At 51.6% G+C, this 23,539-nt stretch carries 26 protein-coding genes; 24 read left to right on the top strand and 2 right to left on the bottom strand.

Features of this window, described 5'->3' with window-relative positions; all coding sequences use genetic code 11:
- Position 1 precedes the first annotated feature (1 nt).
- The 23 genes from V1603_RS15780 to V1603_RS15670 all read left to right on the top strand — a co-directional run bounded on the left by V1603_RS15780 (position 2) and on the right by V1603_RS15670 (position 20,853).
- Positions 2–988, top strand: coding sequence for a terminase small subunit (locus tag V1603_RS15780; protein ID WP_248198817.1), 987 nt, complete (start codon positions 2–4; stop codon positions 986–988).
- Positions 966–2,273: a terminase large subunit domain-containing protein gene (locus V1603_RS15775; RefSeq protein ID WP_085841759.1), complete on the top strand. Its 1,308-nt coding sequence runs from the start codon at positions 966–968 to the stop codon at positions 2,271–2,273. Before V1603_RS15780 ends, V1603_RS15775 begins: the two co-directional genes overlap by 23 nt.
- A 1-nt stretch (position 2,274) precedes the next feature.
- Positions 2,275–3,639 (top strand): DUF4055 domain-containing protein, encoded by a 1,365-nt coding sequence (locus tag V1603_RS15770; RefSeq protein ID WP_395312933.1) that lies wholly within the window; start codon positions 2,275–2,277, stop codon positions 3,637–3,639.
- A 79-nt stretch (positions 3,640–3,718) separates the two neighbouring features.
- A complete protein-coding gene (locus V1603_RS15765; protein WP_038419633.1) occupies positions 3,719–4,672 on the top strand; it encodes a major capsid protein in 954 nt (317 codons plus the stop codon).
- 8 nt (positions 4,673–4,680) lie between these two features.
- Positions 4,681–4,953: an Ig-like domain-containing protein gene (locus V1603_RS15760; RefSeq protein ID WP_136343382.1), complete on the top strand. Its 273-nt coding sequence runs from the start codon at positions 4,681–4,683 to the stop codon at positions 4,951–4,953.
- Between the two features lie 36 nt (positions 4,954–4,989).
- A complete protein-coding gene (locus tag V1603_RS15755) occupies positions 4,990–5,472 on the top strand; it encodes a DnaT-like ssDNA-binding protein (RefSeq protein WP_395312932.1) in 483 nt (160 codons plus the stop codon).
- Position 5,473: 1 nt separating this feature from the next.
- On the top strand, positions 5,474–5,824 hold the full coding sequence (locus V1603_RS15750; protein ID WP_248198823.1) for a hypothetical protein: 351 nt from the start codon (positions 5,474–5,476) through the stop codon (positions 5,822–5,824).
- Position 5,825: 1 nt separating this feature from the next.
- Positions 5,826–6,410: a hypothetical protein gene (locus V1603_RS15745; protein WP_042713350.1), complete on the top strand. Its 585-nt coding sequence runs from the start codon at positions 5,826–5,828 to the stop codon at positions 6,408–6,410.
- Positions 6,407–6,817: a DUF4128 domain-containing protein gene (locus V1603_RS15740; protein WP_248198825.1), complete on the top strand. Its 411-nt coding sequence runs from the start codon at positions 6,407–6,409 to the stop codon at positions 6,815–6,817. Before V1603_RS15745 ends, V1603_RS15740 begins: the two co-directional genes overlap by 4 nt.
- Before the next feature lie 69 nt (positions 6,818–6,886).
- Positions 6,887–7,822 (top strand): phage tail tube protein, encoded by a 936-nt coding sequence (locus tag V1603_RS15735; RefSeq protein WP_248198827.1) that lies wholly within the window; start codon positions 6,887–6,889, stop codon positions 7,820–7,822.
- 39 nt (positions 7,823–7,861) lie between these two features.
- Complete coding sequence (locus V1603_RS15730) at positions 7,862–8,173, top strand: phage tail assembly chaperone (protein ID WP_038419624.1); 312 nt, start codon at positions 7,862–7,864, stop codon at positions 8,171–8,173.
- Positions 8,170–8,484, top strand: a complete 315-nt coding sequence (locus tag V1603_RS15725; protein WP_248199021.1) for a DUF1799 domain-containing protein — start codon at positions 8,170–8,172, stop codon at positions 8,482–8,484. The genes V1603_RS15730 and V1603_RS15725 overlap by 4 nt, the downstream gene beginning before the upstream one ends.
- Positions 8,481–11,393 carry a phage tail tape measure protein gene (locus tag V1603_RS15720; protein ID WP_248198829.1) on the top strand — a complete coding sequence of 971 codons (2,913 nt, stop codon included), beginning with the start codon at positions 8,481–8,483 and terminating at the stop codon, positions 11,391–11,393. Before V1603_RS15725 ends, V1603_RS15720 begins: the two co-directional genes overlap by 4 nt.
- A gap of 77 nt (positions 11,394–11,470) precedes the next feature.
- Positions 11,471–11,908: a hypothetical protein gene (locus V1603_RS15715; protein WP_203466050.1), complete on the top strand. Its 438-nt coding sequence runs from the start codon at positions 11,471–11,473 to the stop codon at positions 11,906–11,908.
- 56 nt (positions 11,909–11,964) lie between these two features.
- A complete protein-coding gene (locus V1603_RS15710; RefSeq protein ID WP_248198830.1) occupies positions 11,965–12,312 on the top strand; it encodes a phage tail protein in 348 nt (115 codons plus the stop codon).
- The gene (locus V1603_RS15705) at positions 12,309–13,064 is read left to right on the top strand and encodes a phage minor tail protein L (RefSeq protein WP_248198832.1); all 756 of its coding nucleotides are present in this window, start codon (positions 12,309–12,311) and stop codon (positions 13,062–13,064) included. The genes V1603_RS15710 and V1603_RS15705 overlap by 4 nt, the downstream gene beginning before the upstream one ends.
- A 1-nt stretch (position 13,065) precedes the next feature.
- A complete protein-coding gene (locus tag V1603_RS15700) occupies positions 13,066–13,776 on the top strand; it encodes a C40 family peptidase (protein WP_248198834.1) in 711 nt (236 codons plus the stop codon).
- A gap of 312 nt (positions 13,777–14,088) precedes the next feature.
- Positions 14,089–14,592, top strand: a complete 504-nt coding sequence (locus V1603_RS15695) for a DUF4365 domain-containing protein (protein WP_248198836.1) — start codon at positions 14,089–14,091, stop codon at positions 14,590–14,592.
- Entirely contained in the window at positions 14,589–15,728 is a 1,140-nt protein-coding gene (locus V1603_RS15690; RefSeq protein WP_248198839.1) for a hypothetical protein, read from the top strand. Before V1603_RS15695 ends, V1603_RS15690 begins: the two co-directional genes overlap by 4 nt.
- Before the next feature lie 68 nt (positions 15,729–15,796).
- On the top strand, positions 15,797–16,426 hold the full coding sequence (locus V1603_RS15685) for a tail assembly protein (protein ID WP_248198842.1): 630 nt from the start codon (positions 15,797–15,799) through the stop codon (positions 16,424–16,426).
- Positions 16,427–16,478: 52 nt separating this feature from the next.
- The gene (locus V1603_RS15680; protein ID WP_395312931.1) at positions 16,479–19,919 is read left to right on the top strand and encodes a host specificity protein J; all 3,441 of its coding nucleotides are present in this window, start codon (positions 16,479–16,481) and stop codon (positions 19,917–19,919) included.
- Complete coding sequence (locus tag V1603_RS15675) at positions 19,913–20,215, top strand: hypothetical protein (protein WP_395312930.1); 303 nt, start codon at positions 19,913–19,915, stop codon at positions 20,213–20,215. Before V1603_RS15680 ends, V1603_RS15675 begins: the two co-directional genes overlap by 7 nt.
- Positions 20,212–20,853, top strand: coding sequence for a hypothetical protein (locus V1603_RS15670; RefSeq protein WP_395312929.1), 642 nt, complete (start codon positions 20,212–20,214; stop codon positions 20,851–20,853). The genes V1603_RS15675 and V1603_RS15670 overlap by 4 nt, the downstream gene beginning before the upstream one ends.
- On the opposite strand, the gene V1603_RS15665 is transcribed toward V1603_RS15670, so the two are convergent.
- Positions 20,818–21,180 (bottom strand): hypothetical protein, encoded by a 363-nt coding sequence (locus V1603_RS15665; RefSeq protein WP_395312928.1) that lies wholly within the window; start codon positions 21,178–21,180, stop codon positions 20,818–20,820. The genes V1603_RS15670 and V1603_RS15665 overlap by 36 nt on opposite strands.
- A gap of 126 nt (positions 21,181–21,306) precedes the next feature.
- Between V1603_RS15665 and V1603_RS15660 the strand changes: the two genes are divergently transcribed.
- On the top strand, positions 21,307–22,488 hold the full coding sequence (locus V1603_RS15660; protein ID WP_395312927.1) for a tail fiber domain-containing protein: 1,182 nt from the start codon (positions 21,307–21,309) through the stop codon (positions 22,486–22,488).
- Between the two features lie 53 nt (positions 22,489–22,541).
- On the opposite strand, the gene V1603_RS15655 is transcribed toward V1603_RS15660, so the two are convergent.
- Entirely contained in the window at positions 22,542–23,501 is a 960-nt protein-coding gene (locus V1603_RS15655) for a tail fiber domain-containing protein (RefSeq protein WP_395312926.1), read from the bottom strand.
- Between the last annotated feature and the right edge of the window lie 38 nt (positions 23,502–23,539).

Below are 23,539 nucleotides of genomic sequence, written 5' to 3'. Positions count from 1 at the left end.
AATGGCTAAGCCGGACTGGGGCGAGCTGCAGAAGCGGTTCCTGTCTGATCACGCTGCTACTGGCATATCCCCTAAGGAATGGTGCGAGGCACATAACCTTAATTATGTAACTGCTCGCCGCTATATCAAGAAAACTGCTGCGCAAAATACAAAAATTTACCCGCGAAAGATAGTGCGCACTGCGCAGAAAAATAAAAGCGCAGAAGAGCTGGTGGACATAAAGCTAAGCGCGAAGGTAAAGCGCTTTATTGCTGAATATCTGAAGGACAATAACGCCACGGCCGCCGCTGCGCGTGCTGGTTATAGTGACCCAAATTACGGTCGTCAGCTCATAGCGAATCCTAACGTTGCGCAGGCTATTGCGCAGCAGCAAAAAGCGTCCATTGCACGCACGCTTGGCAGTGCCGATGAAGTCCTCGCGCAGATGTGGCAGCTCGCCACCTTCGATGCAAACCAACTCTCACAATACCGCCGCGGCGCGTGCCGTTACTGCTGGGGATTCGGCCATCAGTACCAGTGGCGCGATGCCGTTGAGTTCGAAGAGAAAAGACTCGAGGCGCTTGAGCGAGACAGACGTGAACCCGAAGATTCCGGCGGTTACGGTTACGACCACACCCGAGAGGCCAATCCAGAATGCCCGCGCTGTAATGGTGACGGCATCGGCCAGCCTTATTTCCCCGATACGCGCAAACTCCCGGCAGCTTCTCGGCTCGCTTACTCCGGTGTAAAGGTCGGCAAAAATGGCGTCGAAATCACAGCAATCAGCCGCGAGCGAATGTTCGAAGCTGTTATGAAGCGCCTTGGCCTGGCTGATAGCGAGTTTGCGCAGCGCCTGCAGCAGATTGAAATCGAACGTCGGCAGCTGGAGGTTGAGAAACTCCGCAAGGAGCTGGCCGGAGATGGTGACGACGACGAACCAACCCCAGTGCAGATCAATATCAACGTAGTGGATGCGAGGGCAGACGATGGGGATCAGCCCGACACTTAACATTCCTCAGGCGCGCTTCCTCGCGATGCAGCACAAATTCAAAGCCTATGTTGCCGGGTTCGGTTCCGGTAAGACGTGGGTGGGTTGTGGGGGCATCTGCAAAGGGATGTGGGAGCATCCAAAAATCAACCAGGGTTATTTCGCGCCGACGTACCCGCAGATTCGTGACATCTTCTACCCGACGATTGAAGAGGTAGCCTTCGACTGGGGGCTCAGCGTCAAAATCAACGAGGGGAATAAAGAGGTTCACTTCTACGAGGGGCGACGATACCGTGGGACTACTATCTGCCGCTCGATGGAGAAACCCGGCTCGATAGTCGGTTTCAAAATCGGTAATGCGATGGTTGATGAGCTGGACGTCATGGCGGCTGCTAAAGCGCAGCAGGCCTGGCGAAAAATCATCGCTCGTATGCGTTACAAGGTTGATGGGCTACGTAATGGCATCGATGTAACGACAACGCCAGAAGGGTTCAAGTTCGTCTACCAGCAGTTCGTGAAGGCGGTACGTGAAAAGCCAGAGCTTGCGGCTCTATACGGACTAATCCAGGCCAGCACGTTCGACAATGCGAAGAATCTACCGCCTGATTACATCCCATCGCTGCTGAGTTCTTACCCTGACGAACTGATTCAGGCCTATCTGCGCGGGAAGTTCACCAACCTTAACAGCGGGACCATTTACCACACCTTCAACCGTAAGCTAAATAACTGTTCTGACGAGATTCAGGATGGGGATCCGCTGTTCATTGGTATGGACTTCAACGTGGGAAAAATGGCCGCGATTGTTCACGTTAAGCGTAATGGCCTGCCGCGTGCGGTTCGTGAGCTGGTCAAGGTCTATGACACGCCGGCGATGATTAAGCGCATTCAGGAAGAGTTCTGGCGCTACGAGGATGGTCGCTACGTTAAAAACCGGGAGATTTACATCTATCCGGATGCATCAGGGGACTCACGCAAATCCCAGAACGCCAGCAAGACCGACATTGCTCAGCTCAACGATGCCGGATTCAGCGTCATTGTAGATGATGCCAACCCGCCGGTTAAAGACCGCATCAACTCGATGAATGCTATGTTCTGTAACGCCAACGGTGAGCGCCGCTATCTGGTGAACGTCCAGAACTGCCCGGTTTATACCGAGAGCCTTGAGCAGCAAATCTGGGCGGCAAATGGCGAACCGGACAAATCAGCAGATAACGATCACCCCAATGATGCTGGTGGGTACTTCATCGTGAAGGATTACCCGATCGTGAAACCGGCATACTCAATCACCATGGACACCACTTTCTGATATGGCAAACGACGACATCACCTGGGTTCGACCAGAACACCGGGCGGCTTCTGCTGCCTGGCGGAAATACAGGGACTTTTGCAAAGGAGCTGAGGCCGTAAAGGCAGCGGGTAATAAGTACCTGCCTTATCTCGACCCAACTGATAAATCCACTCGCAATCGCAAGCGCAATGAGGACTATCTGAGCCGCGCGGTGTTCTATGCCATTGCCGGTAATACGAAAATCGGCATGCTTGGGATGGCGTATCGCAAGGACCCCACGTTTAACGGCCCTGAAAAGCTCAATTACCTGTTGGACAATGCTGACGGTGCCGGCACCAGTATTTATCAGCAGTCGCAACTGGTTGCCGAGAACGTGCTGGAAGTTGCGCGAGAGGGGCTTTATGTCGATTACGCAGAAGCCTCCGATGAGGCGATCATCCTCCGCTATCCGGCAGAGAACATCATCAACTGGCGAACAAAGCGAATTAACGGGCGCGATCAGCTGGTGCTGGTGGTACTGCGTGAATGCGTAGAAGAGCCGGATGGTTACGCTTATAAGGATGAAATCCAGTACCGCGAACTGGCGCTGGAAGAAGGCCGGTTCATCTGCCGGGTATGGCGCCGGGCTGGTGGCACCGCGAGCGGAACCTACACTGTTGACAGTGAGTACCACCCAAAGCCGAAAGGAAAGGACTACTGGGACGAAATCCCGTTCACCTTTGTTGGTGCCCAAAACAATGATCCTACTATCGATGATTCGCCGCTGGCCGCGCTGGTGGAAATAAACCACGGACATTACCGCAATAGTGCTGACTATGAAGACAGCGTGTGGTTCTGTGGCCAGGTACAGCCGTATATAACCGGGCTTGATACCAACTGGCGCGATCACCTCGAGAAGAAGGGCGTGAAAATTGGTTCCCGATCACCGCTTTTGCTTCCTAAGGAGGGCTCGTTTGGTTATGCCCAGGCGCAGCCGAACATGCTGGCTAAAGAGGCCATGGACAGCAAACGCGATTACATGGTGCAGCTTGGCGCCCGATTGATTGAGCAGAACGCCACGGCGAAGACTGCTACCCAGGCGAGCGGTGAGCAAACATCCTCAACGTCTGTGCTCGGTATCTGCGTTTCAAACGTTTCTGAGGCCTATACGCTGGCGCTTGGCTGGTGTGCGAAATACCTCGGCATCAAGGGCGAAACGACGAGTTACACCATCAATCAGGAATTCATCGCGAAGGTTGCTGAGTCGGGCATGGTGATGGCAATCGTCAATGCCTGGCAGTCCGGTGCGCTGCGCGATAGCGATATGATTCGCGCGCTGCAGAAGCTCGATCTCATTGACCCGGCCGACAGTCCGGACGAGGTTATTGATGCGCTTCGCAAATGAGCGCCAGCGACAAAGCGGACTACATCCGCAAGCATGGCCAGCAGGCCTTCCTCAAACTTCCGAAATAAGGGATTAACCCATGCCTACCACTGTTAATAGTGACCTGATCATTTATGACGATCTGGCGCAGACCGCTTTCCTCGAGCGCCGCCAGGACAACCTGGCAATTTTCAACGCGTCCTCCAACGGAGCGATCCTCCTGGATAACGAGCTGATTGAAGGCGACTTCCGCAAGCGTGCCTTCTACAAGGTTGGCGGCTCAATCGAATCGCGTGACGTTAACTCCACCGAAAAAGTGACGGGTAAGAAGATTGGCGCCGGTGAAGCGGTATCCGTCAAAGCACCGTGGAAATATGGCCCGTACGAAACCACGGAAGAAGCGTTCAAACGCCGCGGCCGCTCGGTTGACGAGTTCTCCGAAGTGATCGGCACTGATGTGGCTGACGCGACGCTGGAAGGCTACGTGAAATATGGCCTGAAAGCGCTGACTGCGGCGATTGGTGCTAACGCCGACATGGTGGTCACCGCCGATATCGAAACAGACGGTAAGAAGACCCTGACACGTGGCCTGCGTAAGTACGGCGACAAGTTCAACCGTGTCGTGCTCTTCGTTATGCACTCCGCTACTTACTTCGACATCGTGGATGAGGCGATCGCCAACAAAATCTACGAAGAAGCTGGCGTGGTGGTTTACGGCGGGCAGCCGGGTACGTTGGGTAAACCTGTGCTTGTGACCGACACCATGGACGCTGATGCGATCCTTGGGCTGGTAGCCGGAGCGGTTACCGTCACCGAGTCGCAGGCGCCGGGGTTCCGTTCCTACGACATCAACGATCAGGAAAACTTGGCGATCGGCTACCGTGCTGAAGGCGTTGTTAATGTCGATTTGCTGGGTTACAGCTGGGATACCTCCAAAGGCGACAACCCGGACCTGACCAAAATCGGCACTGCAGGTAACTGGAAGAAGCACTTCACCAGCAACAAATCGACGGCTGGTGTACTAATTAAACTGGGATCCGCAGCGGGGGAGTAACGCTGTCAGTGGATAAAACCTCCGCAACCGCTGACAGCACCGATGCGGTCACCATTTCCCTGAAGTACACGCTAAACGGCACAGGTGTTTCCGGTAAAACCGTCGCATGGACATCAACAGGCGGCACGCTGAGCACGGCCAGTTCTCAGACCGGTTCTGCAGGTGGGGCGACGGTGAAACTCACATCAGACGTTGCTGGCACCTTCATGGTAACCGGCACGGTTGAAGGAGTGGCGAAAACCACTGATGAGATCACCTTCACTGCGCCTGGCGGAGAATAACAAATGGGGCGAAAGCCCCATAAACAGGATGATTCGATGATCAATACCGATATCACCTCTCCTGATGCCAACAGCTACGCCAGTGAAGAGGATCTTGCCTCGTTTGCGGCAATACGCGGCATTGAACTGCCTGACAACCTCACTCCTTTGTTGATTAAGGCGATGGATTACCTAGAGGTGCTGGACTGGGTTGGCTCAAAAACTGACCCGAGACAGGCTCTGGCATGGCCACGTGTGAATGTCGTTCTGGATGGTCATGATTTCCCACACGACCAGGTGCCGCGGCAGGTTACCTCCGCACAATGTATGCTGGCTATCGAGGCGATTGAGGGCGATCTGCTTTCAAGCGTTCGTGAGGCCGCGGTTAAAACCGAACGTGTCGAAGGCGCCGTAACCATGACCTATGCGGTTGCCGATGGTGAAATCTTCACACCGGCCTATCCTGCCGTGATGGCGCTGCTGGGCGACCTCGCTGGTGGTCGTGGTTACGCCATTAATGCATTTGCAGAGAGGGCCTGATATGGCGATTGATTACCTACGTATGCAGGCCAGAACGACCCGCATGCTCAGGCAGAACGGCGCGACGTACAACGTCACCCGTAAAGGCTCGGTAACGGTTATCGGCGGCGTTGAGCATAAAACTGAAGCGGTCCGTTTTACTGCTGTGGGCGTGAAGACCGAATACGCGCCAGGCGAAATAGATGGAACGGTCATCGTTAACGGCGACGTGCAGATCGTTTTTACGGCAGAGCAGGAAATTAAAATCGGTGATGTGGTTGATATTGACGGCACAGCCTACCGTGTTGTCAAAGCGAACCCGGCAAAACCTGCCGTGCTGGTGCTCTGCTACAAAGCGCAACTGAGGGCTTAGTATGGGCGAGAACGCGGCTTTCCTGGCTGAAATCACGGCTTTCGTTAATAAGGCGAAAACGAATCAGGAAGCAGTGGTGCGCGCCGTCGGAATCAAAATTCTTAACCAGCTGGTGGTGATGTCCCCAGTGGGCAACCCGGAGTTGTGGGAAGTTAACCAGACAGCCGTTTCCTATAATCGCGCTGTTTACGACCACAACGAGGCGCAGCGGGCCAATCCCGATAACCTGACCAAAACCGGGCGACTGAAGAAAAAAGCCCGGGTGGTGGATGGGATGGATATCAAAGCACCGCCGGGGTATACAGGCGGACGCTTTCGCGGTAACTGGCAGGTGTCCTTTGATGCGCCAACGACTGACGAGACAGGCCGGGTTGATAAGACAGGTGATCTGACAAAAGCGGCCGGGAACTACACGCTGTCGCTCTTCAAAGTCGGGATGAAGGCCATTTATTTCTGCAACAACGTGCCCTATGCCTACCCGCTTGAAATGGGGCATTCCACACAGGCTCCTGGCGGTATGGTCCGCATAACTGCAGCTGAGTTTCAACGCTTCTTTGAGGAAGCTGTCAGGGAGGTGACTAAGTGATTCCTGATATTGCATCTGCACTGGCCGCCAGATTGGGTGCCTGGTCCGATGCCGAGGCCATTTCGGTTGCATGGGAGAACGTGCCGTTCACACCTCCTGCTAACGAGATGTACCTGGCCGTTCACGATATGCCTGTTACGCCGCGAACAATCGATCTCGGCTTGCGCTGCCGGACTTTTTCTGGCGTGTACCAGATTAATGTCGTGGCGCCAGCCGGCTCCGGCCGGACCTCCGCCGTTGCCCTGGCGGGCAGAGTAGCGGAATTGTTCCCCGAGGGGCTGGAAATTGCAGGCAAAGACTTTACCTGCTGGATTAGCAGCGAGCCTGGCATATTCCGCGGCGTCCCTACACCTGTGTCATACACCGTTCCTGTCAGCCTGAATTATCGGGCAGACATTACCAACTGATTCCCTCTGTGATGTCCCACAACTGACCGGCCTTGAGCCGGTTTTCCCGTTTCTAAAGGAGTAACCATTATGGGCTTTGCATTGCCTAACGGCGCTCATGTCTATCTGGCATCGGGCTACGGCCCGGCCATTACGTTCACCGGCGCGACGAATGCTGAGCACGCGGTGATCACCGTTAGCGCCGCAGACGATATCGTGGTAGGCGATATCGTTCACGTGAACTGCAACTGGTCGGGTATTGATAACGTTATCGCGAAAATCGACGCGATTGCGGAGAATGCTGTCACTCTTCGCAACATCAATACCACAAACACAAACAAATACGCGGCGGGCGGCGGTTCCGGCTCTATTCGCAAAATTGAAGAATGGACCGAGCTGCCACAAATCACTGAGGTATCGAAATCTGGTGGTGATCAGAACACCACGCAGATTCAGTTCCTCAGCGATGATCGCCAGCGCAACCTGAATACCTATAAATCCGCTGTCTCTCAGACTTACTCGATTGCTCACGACTCAACTCTCCCGGTTTATCCGCTGCTGCGCCAGCTGGACGAAGACGAAGAGACTGTGGCGGCGTACATGTACGTGCCGAAGGCGAAGGAGAACCGTTACTGGGCGGCCACGGCATCTTTTGATGACACGCCGGCCACGGCGGTGAACGAAGTCGAAACGGTAAGCGTCGTGCTGAACCTGCAATCGCCTGCAATGACCTTCTACAAGGTCGACTCGGGAAAAGCTGAGACAGTAGCGGTTACCGGCGTCAGCCTGGATCGGCCAACCCTGAGCATTAAACAAGGGGCAACCGCCACGCTGATCGCTACTGTCGAACCATCTAACGCCACCAATAAAACGGTGATCTGGACATCTTCAGATGAGTCGATCGCAACGGTTGATGCCTCTGGCAAGGTCAGTGGTGTTGCGGAAGGCAATGCCACTGTCACAGGTACGACCGCCGATGGCGCGAAAACCGCGACCTGTGATGTCACCGTTACTGCTGCAAATTAATCCCGGCCCCACTTGGGGCCACAACTCTACGGGAAAAATATGGCTACCAAATTCACCCTCCAGCCCAAACCAACTTTTAAGGCCAACGTCTCGATCCCGCGCGCCGGCGATGAGGATGGCGTGCTGACCTTCACGTTTAATCATAAGCCACTCAAAGAGCTGGCTGATCTGGAAAAACTGGAAGGCAAAACCGCCACTGATTTTCTGATGGAAATTATTTCTGGCTGGGCGCTCCCCGATACATTCAACGCGGAAAATCTTTCGGTGCTGCTGGAAAACTATCCGGCTGCAATGAAGGCTATCCCTGAAACCTACTATCGCGAACTGATGGGGCAGCGCGAAAAAAACTGATAGCGGTTGCCTCTGCATTCTATACGCCTGAACCCACAGCGGCAGACCTGGCGCCCTATGGGCTTTCGCCGGATGACTACGATGATCAATACATCGACGTCTGGCCAGATGTATGGCCTTCATTCCTGGTGTTTCAGGCTGTCAGTACGCAGTGGCGCACGGGCATGGGAGGCGCATCAGGGCTTGATTACAACGTTTTGCCCTGGGTAATGCGCCTGCACAACGTCGAGGACGAGGCAACCGCACTTTCGGACATCCGAATCATGGAGAGCGCCGCACTAAAAGTTATGCATAAAGAGAGGGCGGAATGAGTAACGATATCGCCACGATTTCCCTGCGCGTAAATACCACTGAGCTGGAGCGCGGTAACCAGGCACTGGATCGCTTTCAGGAGACCGCATCCGCCGCGGCAGGTAAAGCGGATGACCTGAACAGCACGTTCCGGACCGGTATCGATAACCAGAAGAAAAACAGCGAAAGCCTGAAGCAGCAGCGTCAGGAACTGCAGAACCTGCTGAATAAAATCAGCCCGGTAAACAAGGCGCTGGATGAACTGGACACTATCCAGGAGAGCCTGGCGAAATTTCGCGGTAAAGGGCTGGTGGGAGACGAGGATTTTACTCGTTACAACAGCGTGCTTGAGACGACGCGGGCAAAACTGGCACAGGTAATGGAGTCTGAAACCGCAGAGGGGCGGGCTCGCATTGAACAGGCTCAGGCAGCGCAGCGTGCAGCTGTGGCGGGCAAAACCTTCATCGATTCGCTGGAGGAGCAGGTCACAGCAATCGGAAAAACGCGCGCAGAGCTGTTAGAGCTAAAAGCTGCCCAACTCGGCGTATCCGATCGTGCTGCACCAATGATCGCAAAGCTGAAAGAGCAGGAGGAAGCGTGGAAGTCTGGGGCTATCAGCGCGGGGCAATACCGCAATGCTATGCGTTATCTCCCGATGCAAATTACCGACATTGTGACCTCACTTGCTTCCGGTATGCCGGTTTATATGGTTGCCATTCAGCAGGGCGGTCAGCTCCGTGACTCGTTTGGCGGTGTAGGCAATGCGCTGAAAGCGATGTTGTCGATGGTGACCCCTGCCCGAGTCGCAATTGGTGGCCTGGCCGGTGCTGTACTTATAGCGGCCAAAGCGGGATCGGACTACTTCACCGCCTACGACGAAATCAACAAGGCCATTATCAGGACTGGCAACATTGCTGGCACGTCAGCGCTCCAGATCATGGCTTCCTCCCAGTCTATTGCTGCCTCTACTGGCGCTACTGTAGGAACCGTTCAGGGTCTGATGACTGAGCTGGTTGGCATGGGATCGCTGACACAGCAGCAACTTGAAAAAGCAGCGGGCTCCACGGCGTTGGTGGTTCAGACCGGTATAGTCTCGGCGCAGGACATCGCCAAAGCCTATAAGGACATCGAAAAAGACCCTGTTAAAGCGCTGCAGAGTCTCAACGAACAATATAATTTCCTGACCGTTTCACAACTTAAGCATGTTGACGATCTGATAAAGCAAAAGGACCAGACCGCGGCCGTTACGCAGGCTATGGACCTGTTTGGCGATACGATGGCAAAACGTGGGGAGGAGGCTTACGACTCGCTGACGCCGTTTGGTCGCCTGTGGCTGGATATCAAGGGTTGGGCGTCTGAGGCCATGCAGAGTATCGGTCAGTGGGTAGCTGAGCTGGCATCAAACACACTGAAGGAATTCAACGCAATTTATTACAGCGTTGCGATCGTTTTCCAGAAGCTGAACCAGATTATTTCTTCCTCTATCGCTGCCGCGATTAACCTCGTTCCCGACTGGGCGAAAACAGATACTTTGCAGGGATGGCAGGACTACAACGAACAAATGGCCGGCGCATATGGTGACAGCGTCTCTCAGCTGAAAAAAGACTGGGATGCGGCTGATATCAGTGCAGGTAAATACCTCGATACGACCAGAAAGATAAGTACCGCAACCACCCAGAAGGATCGGGAAGGAGTCGCTGCTTTTGACAAAAAGACCAAAACCGGAAAGCAGGGCACTTTATCGGCTGGCGATCGCAGCACGGATGCTGCCCAGGCCGAATTACTGGCGCTTCAGGCTCAGTTACGCGCGCTGCAGCAGCATAAAGGGCTGAACGACACTATCAGCCAGCAGCGCAAAGATCTGTGGACGACTGAAGCGAAATTTCAGGTGCTGGAGGAGGCCTCGCGTTCACGTTCACTGACAAAGCAGGAGAAATCCCTGCTGGCGAGTAAAGACCGGGTGCTGCAGTTGGCACGGCAGAAAGCCCTGTTAGGTGATCAGATTACCGCACAGGAAGAGCTGAACAAGCGAATGGATACCTCTCAGAAATACGTCACTCAGATGGCAGAGAAGCAGGCTGCATTAGTGAACGGTGCCGGGATGAGTGACCGTCAGGCACAACGTGAACTCGCGAAAAGTCAGCTTGCCGCTGGCTGGAAGAATGCTGGAGGTTCGCTTGACGACGAGGGCTATCAGAAGCAGCTTAAAGCGGCGAATGATTACTATGATGCCGAGGACAGGTTGCGTGGCGACTGGCTGACCGGCGCGAAAAAGGGCTGGGCTGAATTTGAGGACAGCGCGACCAATGTTTACTCGCAGGTGCAGACGATTACCAGCAATGCGTTCACCGGGATGGCCAGCACCCTTACTGATTTCTTCACCACAGGTAAATCTAACTTCTCAGATTTTCTGACTACCTTCCTGAAGGGCATCGCCCAGATGCTGACGCAACTGGCTCTGGTTAATGGATTGAAGTCAGCCTTTGGTGGAACGGGTATCGGTGCCTTCTTTGGTTTCTCTGGTGGCGGTCTGGTGCCGGGATTCGATAGCGGTGGCTACACCGGTGATGGTGGTAAGTACCAACCGAAAGGCGTAGTTCACGGTGGTGAGTTTGTGTTTACGAAGGAAGCGACCAGTGCGCTGGGTGTCGGTAATCTTTATGCGCTTATGCGGGGGGCTCAGGGCTATGCAAACGGCGGCTACGTCGGAAACGCACCGATGTACGGATTACAGGCTGCTGGTTCAGGGAATGTGACGGTGCAAACGTCAGTCGTTGTGCAGAACCAGAACCCGCAACAGCAAACCAACGCTGGTAGCGATGCGATGTCCCGAGCCTATAAGCAAACTATTGATCAATCAGTTCGTGAAGGTATAGCGAAGCAATTGAGACCTGGAGGACTTATCTGGAATGCTTCTAAAACACGTTAAATACTCTTCATTCTTTGATTTGATCATGTAAATCATAATGTTAAGATATTTCCGATTGCAATCGAAGGGAATGCTTAATGAAAAACGTAATTGCGTTAGCTCTTGGGGTTATGTTGTTGTCTGGTTGTGCTGGTCAGGAACCATTAAAGAAGCAAACCGCATCAGGTAAGCCTGAAGCTGAATACCCAGGGAAAACCAAAGCCCAGGTAAAGGATGCATTAGTTGTATTCTGTAACAGTAAAGGACTTAATGTTTTCGAGGCCACCGATACGAATGTTGTATGTGGTAAACCGACTGATAGCGTTCTTGCGCAGATGATGGTTGGCAACGCTTATTCCACGCCAGCTATGGCTAAACTGCGGTTTACTATCGCATCGGTGAACGAGACACCAAAAGTCTGGAGCGATATGTGGATAGAAAGCCAAATGCCAGGGGGGCAGGTAAATCAGGTGGCTTCCACCAGTAACAAGGATAAGAACTCAGTTCAGGCTATCCTGGACAACCTCAAGCCATAGAAAAATATGACTAACGAGCCCGCCAATTGGCGGGTTTTTTTATGCCCGGAGAAAGCATGGCAATCGAAACATTCACCTGGCGAACACAGATACAGGCGGGAATGGAAGGGTCGTTCAGCCTTAAAACTCGCTCTGCAACCTTTGGCGACGGCTATGAGCAGATCGCCGGGGAAGGCATTAACCCTGAAAAACAGTCATGGCCTGTCACACTCACGGGGAAAAAGGGGGACATGCTTCAGGCTCTGAAGTTCTTTCGTTCTCACGTCACCAAATCATTCATCTGGACATCGCCAGTTGGCGAAACTGGGCTCTACCGGATTGAGGCCGAATCAATCAAGTCACAGCCCTTATCCAGCAACGTTCTGACCATTTCCGCAACATTCAAACAGGCGTACGCTCCATGATCACAGAAGACTATCAAAGCCTTGAGCCCGGCAACAAAGTCCGGCTTATCGAAGTTGATGGCTCGACGTTCGGCGTGGATGATGTACTGCGATTTCACGCGTACAACCTCCCGCACACGGAAGAAGAAATCGCCGCCGCTGGTGGTGATGAATCAAAGCTGAAGGCGAAAAGCATCTGGTGGCAGGGGGAAGAATATGCCGCCTGGCCGTATCAAATTGAAGGGCTTGAAGCATCCACAGAAGGCAACAGCGCCCAGCCAACGCTGACGGTTGCAGATATCGAAAGCAAGATTACAGCGCTGTGCCTTGCCTATGACGATATGCTGCAGGCGAAAGTCACTATCCATGACACCTATTCGCACTATCTCGATGCGAAGAACTTCCCTGCAGGTAACGCAACAGCTGATCCGCAACAGGTCAGAAAACGAGTTTTTTACATTGATAGTAAAGCCAGCGAAATTCCAGGAGAGAGTATCGAATTCGTACTCGATAGCCCGATGTCGTTACAGGGAAAGATGATCCCTACACGTCAACTTCATTCTCTGTGTACCTGGTGTATCCGGAATAAGTACCGCACCGGCGATGGGTGCGATTATACGGGCACGCTTTACTTCGACAAAAACAACAATCCGGTAAGCGATCCCTCATTGGATGAATGTAACGGCACGCTCACCGCCTGCAAGCTTCGGTTTGGTGAACACAATGAACTTCCTTTCGGTGGTTTTCCTGGAACATCTTTGATCAGGAGTTAACATGCGTCAGAAAACAATTCAGGACATCCTGGCGCATGCTGCGAAAGAATATCCCCGCGAATGCTGTGGCGTGATAGCGCAGAAAAGCCGGGTGGAACGCTATTTCCCATGCCGTAATCTGGCTGCCGAACCAACGGAACAGTTTCACCTTGCACCAGAGGATTACGCTGCTGCTGAAGACTGGGGGACGATAACGGGAATTGTACATAGCCACCCGGACGCGACGACCCAACCAAGCGAACTGGACAAGGCTCAATGCGATGCAACGTTGCTGCCCTGGCACATTGTCAGTTGGCCGGAAGGAGACTTTCGTACCATTACTCCCCGCGGAGAATTGCCGCTGCTCGGGCGCCCGTTTGTGCTCGGACACTATGACTGTTGGGGCCTAGTGATGAGTTATTTCCGGCAGGAGCACGGGATCGAGCTTAAGGATTACCGGGTGGATTATCCCTGGTGGGAGAACGACTATCCGGACAACTTCTATCAGGATTGCTGGTATGAATGCGGATTTCGTGAATTCGACGGGCCACCTAAACCAGGCGATATGGTGATCATGCAGGTTCAGGCTGATAAGTGGAATCATGCTGGGATTCTGCTGGAGGGCAACATGCTACTGCATCACCTTTATGGGCATCTGAGCCAGCGCATACCTTATGGAGGGTACTGGATGGAAAGGTCCACGAAGGTTGTTAGACATATATTGTTGCTCTGAAAAGGTTCTTTTCTTCGATGTTCAACGGCATTTAATTCAGTGTTTTTCTTAAGTAAACGACATCCGCATCACTTACACAACCTCGTTACTTTAAGACACTCTTGTCTAAAACTGATGTTATCCGTTCTGATTGATAGGTAAAAACTGATTGTTAACTAATGCAGGAAACTATACTGTTTATTTGTACAGTTGTTAGGCCTGTTCAAAAAACCAGATACCACATTTGACTGATATTGTTAGTATGTCTGTAAAATTTATGAATTTTCTACGGATAGAAGGTGCCTCTATTCGTGTTGGGAAGATGAATATTGAATGGACATATCTCACAGAAAAGAGCAATTTCAGGTCGGTTACATCAGAGCTCTCGCATCGTGTGCGGGACTGGTCTCCGGCGACTGGACAGTTGATAACGATTGTATTGATATCACTCTCAAAGGTACGGGATATCCTAAGCCTTATATTCGCAATCCTGGTATTGATATCCAGTTAAAGGCAACCGAAAGCTTAAGAAAGGTGGGGGATTGTTTTGCATACGATATCAATATTCGTACTTATGATCATCTAAGAGATGAAGATGTCAGTTATCCTCAATATCTTATGGTCTTACATCTGCCAAAAAACTTATCAGACTGGATCGATCATAATGGTGATGGCATTACACTTAAGAATAAATGCTACTGGGTTTCCCTTAAGGGACTGCCCGAAAGCGCGAATAAAACCAGTGTAACTGTACATATCCCGGAAAATCAGATCGTTACGGTTGATGTTTTAAGAGGGTTTGTGGATCAGGCAAGCAAGATGAGGCTGTCAGCATGAGATTAAATAATATCCAATTTATTGCTACTGCTGAATTTGGTAAGTATCTGCTTGCTAAGGGCTGGAATACGACAACCGGCTTAGAAGGAAGAGCTACGCTGTGGGAGTCAGAAAAACATAAAGACTATGAAATATTGCAGCCGATTAACCCTAATGCTTCCGACTATGCAAGAAGAGTAAGGGATTTAGTTGAAGTTTTAGCCGAAACAGAAGATAAAGCAGTCGATCAAATTGCCCAAGAAATTAATGAGATAAGTGACGACGTTATCAGAATAAGAATCATACATGATGATGTCAGTGATGGGAGCATACCGTTTAATGATGGGGTTGAGCTATTTCTCAAGGCGAAAGATTTGCTTTCATCTGCTGCAAGATCTCTGATTAGTCCCAAAAAGGAAGCCTATAGCGGAAAGGCTCCAAAAATTGTTAGTAACTATTTCGACAATCTCAGGTTATCCCAAACTGAAATAGGTAGTTATGTTCTTAAGATAGAGTCGCCTGTTCTTCTCGAAAACGAAGAACAAAATGATCATCTCAAAGAGCCGTTCGGGCGAAGTGTCTCAAACCGAGTTATGCATAGCCTTACTAAACTTGATCATGCAGTGGAGTTGTTCAGTAAGACGGGTAAATTTAAATATTTTGAAGAGGTTGTGAGCGCTGGTGTGGGGGCATCTCTGTGCTCAGCCTTGGTCGGTTTGAGTGGGCGCGATAAAAAAAGATCGATCGAAATTTCCTTACAACCTTCACCTTACGCAGACTTACTCAACGTAAGTCATTTATCTGTAACCGTAAAATCTGAGCATATCCCTATAATTGAGAAGGCTATAGGCTATTATCTCAATGAGTATACAGTGCCGTTTTATTCTTTGGTAGGAAGGGTGACGAAGTTAGCTAGAGAGCTTGATTTCGGTGAAGGTAACGTGACAATTTTTGAGAAAAAAAATGCTCAAACAGGAAAGGCAAAGCATGTTGAAGTAACGCTGGATGAGAATCTTTACAACGACGCTATCCAAGCACATGAACAGTCATCGGATATGAAACTAACAGGAACTCTAGTTATATCAGGCAGAAAAGCTTATCTGACTGATGTGACGAATGAGCAAAATCAACCGGACCTGTTTTCCGACAAGTCATAATGTGTTTAGTTGCTTTGCAGACCAGCAAATCGGAACCCGCCAATCGGCGGGTTTTTTATGGAGTAAATATGGCAATTTCACTCGATAAAGAACCGCTCAGAACCGTCCGGCTTTACGGCGTGCTAGGTGCCACATTCGGGCGTGAATATCGTTTATCAGTAGCTTCACCTAAAGAGGCCATCCGCGCTCTGAGCGTTATCGTGCCGGGTTTTGAGCGTTTCCTGAATACCAGTAAGCAACGAGGTTTAACATATGCGGTATTCAGCGGGAAACGAAACCTCTCAAACGATGAGCTCAGTATGGACAGGAGCACAGAGGAAATCCGCATCGCGCCGGTGATCATCGGCAGTAAGCGAGCCGGGGTGTTTCAGACAATCCTCGGGGTTGCCCTTGTCGCTGTTGCAGCGTTCTTCACGGGAGGGGCCGCGATTGGGATTGGTGGTACCGCTTTCGCTGGTGGATGGGGCGCTGTGGCGGGGATTGGGGCATCAATGGCGATCGGCGGCGTAGTCCAGATGCTTTCTCCACAGACAACCGGGCTCGCCAGTAAGCAATCTGCGGATAACCAAGCCAGCTACGCCTTTGGTGGAGTAACAAACACGACAGCCCAGGGGAATCCGGTACCACTTCTTTATGGCCGCCGGCGAATCGGCGGCGCGATTATTTCTGCCGGGATTTATGTCGAAGATCAGCAATAAATAAATACCTTCTTTCAGGCCACCTTCGGGTGGCTTTTTTTATGGGCGCAATATGGCAACTGCAATCGCTATAAAAGGCCGCAAGAGCGGCAGCTCAAGTTCCCGAACCCCTACCGAACAGCCTGATGATCTGCAATCTGTAGCAAAGGCAAAAATCCTCGTTGCACTAGGAGAGGGGGAATTTGCTGGGCAGCTGACGGCGAAAAATATCTACCTGGACGGAACGGCTCTGGAGAATGCTGACGGCTCTCAAAATTTCAGCGGCGTTACGTGGGAATTTCGCGCGGGAACTCAGGCGCAAAAATATATTCAGGGCATACCCGGTACCGAAAACGAAATCAACGTGGGAACTGAGGTATCGAGCGCTACAGCGTGGACCCGCACGTTTACCAATACGCAGCTTTCAGCTGTTCGCCTGCGCCTGAAATGGCCTTCGCTTTTCAAGCAGGAGGACGACGGCGATCTGGTCGGTTACTCGGTTAATTATGCGATTGACCTGCAGACGGACGGCGGCACATGGCATACGGTACTCAATACCAGCGTGACCGGCAAAACGACGTCAGGTTACGAGCGCAGCCACCGTATTGATTTACCTCAGGCTGGCAGCACCTGGACAATCCGACTCCGTAAAATTACGTCTGATGCCAACAGCGCGAAGATCGGTGACACGATGCTGCTGCAGAGCTTCACCGAGGTAATTGACGCCAAATTACGCTATCCAAACACAGCGCTGCTTTATATCGAATTCGATTCCAGCCAGTTTAACGGCTCTATCCCGCAGATCTCCTGCGAGCCCCGCGGCCGCGTTATCCGCGTACCAGATACTTACGACCCCGAAACCCGCACTTATAGCGGTATGTGGGCCGGGACATTTAAATGGGCCTGGACCGATAACCCTGCATGGATTTTCTACGACCTGGTGGTTAGCGACCGTTTCGGACTTGGGGATCGTCTTACAACGGCCAACATAGATAAATGGACGCTCTACCAGGTTGCACAGTATTGCGATCAAATGGTACCGGACGGCAAAGGCGGAAGTGGTACCGAACCACGCTATACCTGCAACGTGTACATTCAGGAACGCAACGACGCTTATACGGTCCTGCGTGATTTTGCCGCCATCTTCCGTGGGATGACCTACTGGGGTGACGACCAGATTGTGGCGCTGGCGGACATGCCGAGAGATGTTGATTTTACATACACGCATGCGAACGTTATTGATGGGCGCTTTACCTATTCAAGCAGCACCACAAAGAACCGTTACACCAATGCGCTGGTGTCCTGGTCTGATCCTGATAACGCTTATTCTGATGCGATGGAGCCTGTTTTTGAGCAGGCGCTGGTTGCGCGTTATGGGTTTAATCAGCTTGAGATAACCGCGATCGGTTGTACCCGTCAGTCAGAAGCGAACCGGAAAGGGAGATGGGGGATCCTCACCAACAATAAAGATCGCGTTGTTACTTTCAATGTAGGGGAAGACGGCAACATTCCACAGCCCGGCTATGTAATTGCGGTCGCGGACCGAAATCTCTCGGGGCGCGACCTGGGCGGCCGTATCTCTGCGGTGAATGGTCGCGTGCTGACGCTGGACAGGGCGCCGGATGCTTCGGCAGCCGACAGGATGATTGTCAATCTTCCATCGGGTGTTTCACAGTCACGCACCATTCAGTCGATAACGGGCAATAAAGTGACCGTTACGACCGCTTACAGTGAAACGCCTGTGGCTGAGGCCGTATGGGTCATTGAGTCTGATGAGCTCTACGCACAGCAGTATCGCGTTATTACGGTAACTGATAATAGTGACGGCACGTTCACAATCATCGGTGCAAATCACGATCCGGATAAATTCGATCGCATTGATACCGGAGCCATCATTGACCAGCGGCCGGTGAGCGTGATCCCGCCGGGCAACCAGTCGCCGCCTGCGAACATCGTGATCAGCTCGTTTTCCGTGGTTCAGCAAAATATCAGCGTCGAAACGATGCGCGTGAGCTGGGACCAGGCGCAGAACGCTATCGCCTATGAAGCGCAATGGCGCCGCAACGACGGGAACTGGGTTAACGTGCCGCGCAGCTCCACCACGTCATTCGACGTCCCGGGGATTTATGCCGGGCGCTATCTGGTGCGCGTGCGCGCAATCAACGCCGCTGAAATTTCATCTGGATGGGGGTATTCAGAAGAGAAAACGCTGACGGGTAAAGTGGGCAATCCACCGAAGCCGGTTGGCTTCATCGCTTCTGAAAACGTGGTTTTCGGTATCGAGCTGAACTGGGGATTCCCGGCGAATACCGACGACACGCTGAAGACCGAAATTCAGTACAGCCTGACGGGTACTGAGGACGATGCGATGTTGCTGGCAGATGTGCCATACCCGCAGCGTAAATATCAGCAGATGGGATTGAAGGCAGGACAGATTTTCTGGTACCGCGCGCAGCTGGTCGACAGAACGGGTAACGAGTCCGGGTATACGGATTGGGTGCGCGGGCAGGCCAGTATCGATGTTTCCGACATAACCGATGTGATCCTGGAGGACATCAAAGGGTCTGAGACGTTCAAGGACCTGATAGAGAATGCTGTAGATACCAGCGAAAAAATTGCTGGTATGGCTGACGATATCCTGCAGGCAAACAATGAACTCGAACAGCAGGCGCTTGCCATACAGAAAAACTCTGACGGACTGGCCAAGGCTGAGGTGAAAATCGATGAAATGTCTGTCTCTATGGACGGCATGACAGGAGGCGTAAAAAACTCAGCAATAGCCATTATTCAGAACGGGCTGGCGCAGGTGGCCGCGCGTAAAACGCTGTCGGCATCGGTCGCAGGTAACAGCGCGCAGTTAGACCGTCTCGACGAAGTGATAGTAAACGAGAAGGAGGCAACAGCACGCGCATTGCTGAGCCTGCAGACAGATGTCAACGGCAATACGGCATCGATCAACAGCCTGAGCCAGACGGTTTCGAATTATCAGCAGGCCACGTCCACGCAGATAAACTCCATCACGGCGACCGTTAACGGTCATACGGCGGCGATTACAACGAATGCCCAAGCAATTGCGAACGTAAACGGCGAACTCAGCGCGATGTACAACATCAAAGTTGGGTTAACGAGTAACGGCCAGTATTACGCGGCAGGCATGGGGATCGGCGTTGAGAATACGCCATCCGGTATGCAGTCTCAGGTTATCTTCCTGGCTGACCGTTTTGCTGTCACCACGGCAGCTGGCAACGGTGTGGCGTTACCGTTTGTTATCCAGAACGGGCAGACGTTTATCCGGGCCAGCTTCATTCAGGACGGTACTATTGAAAACGCCAAAATCGGCAACTTTATTCAGTCCAATAACTATGTGGCGGGATCTGCCGGCTGGAGACTCGATAAAGGGGGAACGTTTGAAATTAACGGTGTGGGCGGCGGCGGAAGGATGCTGATATCCAGCACGCTCATTCAAATCTACGACAGCAACAACGTGCTGCGCGTCAGAATGGGGTTATGGTAATGCCACAGGGTTTACAGTGCTGGGACGGCGCGGGGCGTATTGCCGTCGATTTAAGTGATTACGCTATTCGGTATATTGGAAGCACTTCAGTAACATTTGCGGCGGGGGAAACGATTAAGGATGTTTCCTATCCCGGCATTACTCAAGACGGTACATTTATATCGATTGTCACGGCAGGCGTTACTGCAAACGAATATTACTGTCGTGCTTATAATGGCGGCTTTACTGCATTCTATTTGCCTATCACAGGTAGCCCGGCATTCACTTTTAATGTTGAGGTTTATAACTTTCAATGAGTGGATTTGAAGTTTACAACAGTGCCGGCAAGTTGCTCGTCGATTCGCAAAACAGATCCACCCTTTTTTATGATCAGCGCTCTCTGGGGGCTGTGACTGAAAAAGGGTTTTACCGTGTAGACAGCCCGTTTGGTGACGGAAGCACGCTGGGATTTACCCAGCAACATTTCTGGAATGACGGGAATTTGCGCTGGCTTCAACTGGATGCAAATAAGTATGGTTTACCCGGCGCCGATCTTCTTGAAGATAATGCAGGGAGGATGATACGCACGACGCGAAATATTGGAATGCAGAGCGGTTACCTTGATGTATTCGACGCTGGTGGAAACCTTATTTGGAGCGCTGCATCAGCATCGAAAATGCCCAGGGTAGTTGGTTTTTTTGATGTGCCAGCGAGTTATGATCTGCAGAACAATACCTTTACGATAAACCTCGGCTTTAACCCGTGGATTCTGGTTAACAACTGTCCGGGAAATCTAAGTGATGATGGCGGGGCGACGGGTTACTCAGGGATCGCTTTAAAATGGACTGGCTCACAGCTGCAGGGCAGGTATATATCCAAAAATCAGCGCAACTGGAGCCAGACACTACAGGGACGAGGGTTACGAATTCCCATCGCTCAGTTTGTCGGAATTTGATACTGGCGGGACGCGGGGGTATTGAGTAGCGATCATGTCTTGCTTTACACCCTTTGCAGGTTCGAATCGGTATACAACATCAAGCTTATCCGTTTTCTTATAACAGATATTGCTGAGCCGCTTATTTGCATGTCGGCTGAAGATGCCATTACTGCTGTCTGAAATTACGTTAACTTCCCTCGTAGCGCAGTCAATATTCACGTGAATATCTCCCCCAAGGGATAAGCGCGCCGCATCCACCGGGTAAACCATTTTGAATGCATAGTCTCTGTCTTTATCGGCACAGCCAGCCGCCAGCAAAAGTGCCACGGCAAATAATCGTTTCATTTCTACATTCCTGTATCTGCGGGAATATCCATTTTATTTGAGTTTAAAAAATAGTCAGATTGATAAGGGCGATCAATTTTACATTATTGATCGCTTTAAACGATCGTTATTATCGTGAGGTAGTTCATGCTTTATAACACTGGCACTATTGCTATCAACGGAAATACCGCCACCGGGACGGGTACAAACTGGACGGCGCCAGCCAGCCAGGTTCGCGCTGGCCAGACGATTATCGTCATGTCGAGCCCGGTTCAAATTTTCCAGATCTCAAGCGTGGACAGCTCCACCTCGATGACGGTTACACCTGCTGCCGCTCCGGCACTGAGTGGTCAGAAGTATGGAATCCTGGTGTCCGACAATATCTCTGTAGACGGGCTGGCACAGGCGATGTCACAGCTCATCAAAGATTATGACGAGAACATTGGCGCGTGGGAGACGTTCGCCACAACCTCAGCCAACCAGAGTATTACCGTTACGATCAACGGCACCTCCGTCACCATCCCTGGCATCGGTAAACTGGCACAGAAAGGGAGCAACGGTGCGGTTGCTGTCGCAGACGGCGGAACCGGCGCAACGAATGCCGAAGACGCTCGCATAAACCTCGGTTTGGGAAACAGCGCCACCAGGAACGTTGGAACGGCGGCGGGAACCGTGGCGGCCGGGGATGATTCACGGTTCGGAACTGTGAACGGAAAGAGCGGAGGTACTATCAATGGCGGTACATCTATCAATGGTGACGCTTTATATATTGATCACTCCTACGGCCATACAACGATGCTTGAAACGGTAAAGCCGGGTGACCAAGGGGCTATTTATGGAGGGATGAAACTAAAAAGACCAAATTCACAGGGATTTATTGTTGCCGCTTATAGCACGAATGATTATGAGACTGAGCAAATATTGATCGGGGTAAATGCTCCAAGAGGTAACCCTGTATGGAGTTTTAATGTCGATGGCCGTGCGGTCGGCAATTGGGTAAATACATCTGATGCCAGAATCAAAGACAATATTAAAACTATCGAGGATGCTCTGGATAAGATGAAATTATTCAGGGGGGTAGAGTGGGATCGTAAAGATAACAATCTGCATGGTTACGGTTTTATCGCTCAGGAGGTTAAAAAAATTTTCCCTGAAGCGGTAAAAGAGTATGGGGAAACAAGGCTGGGAAATGGCGAGATTGTGGAAAAAACACTGGCCTTAGACACATCAGGTGTGGCGGCAGCTCTGCACCATGAGGCCATTCTTGCCCTAATGGTTAAGGTCGATGATTTGACGAGTAAGGTTGAAAAACTGGAATCAGGAAGCTGAATATTTTGCAGCCCGTCATTTGCCGGAACGGGCTGCAACTGAATGCTCGGGCTTCATGATGCCGCTATTTTTAGCTTAAGATCCTCCAGCTCGTTCTGTGTAGCCTCCAGCTTCTTGATGACGTAATTCAGGGCCAGCACCGTATCAAGCATAATGACGTTCGTATCAAGCGCCAACGTATCATCAGCATCAATCCTGTTGCCCTCACTGTCGAACGCTGGTGATGCAGGAACCAGTTTGACGTACTCGCTGTCAATTTTCATGACATCCTGGGCAATGATACCCCGGCGAATCCTCTCACGAGGGTCGTCGTTGTAGACGTAAGTTGCTGGCAGGAGCTTCTTTATATTCGCGTATGACTGATAACCATTATCATATTTCACATCGTGCTTTAGCGTAATATCACAGTTAGGCTGTTTCTGGAAAATATAGTTACCGGAAAGATTTCCACCAGCATTAGCATATATATCACCGTTTGCTGTCGTGAATTGAAATATACGCTGTCCGGCAGAGCCACCATCCCCGAGTGTTGTTATTGCGACATCCGCCCATGAACTAGGCCCGGTAGCTATAGAGCCAAGCCCTACAGTGGAAGAATATCCGCCACTGCATTGACTATGCCAGCGGGCAAAGGGAATAAACCCTGCATCATTATTAACAGCTAAGTTCCCCCTAAAAAAAGAGATATTCCTTTGCCATGTGTTAATGTCTGACCAAGAGCCACCATATCCAGCCCCATCAGCTCCACACGAAGATGATTTGAATCTTTCATCAGGGTAAAATAAAAATGACCCCGCCGTACCAGTTCCGCTATTAACATTTAACTGCGCTCTGTCTAAATTAGACGCGCCTCCCCGAACGCCGCCAAGAGTCCAGTTCCCGCCATACCAGGCCCCTCCCACCGCGTTTACATAACCTCCTTCAGTCCCATCCCCTGTGATGTTGTATAGCTTAATGGTCTTATCACCGCCGGCCTGAGTGGATACTCCAATACTATTGCCCTGAGTTACCATCAAACTGCCAGTAACATTTCCCCCTGTTTTTTTATCGA

Origin of the sequence: Enterobacter sp. ECC-219 (assembly GCF_043966805.1) — a bacterium.
GTDB classification, from domain to species: domain Bacteria; phylum Pseudomonadota; class Gammaproteobacteria; order Enterobacterales; family Enterobacteriaceae; genus Enterobacter; species Enterobacter cloacae_N.
Note: the sequence above shows the minus strand (reverse complement) of the source record. Positions and strands in the feature narration are given on the sequence as shown.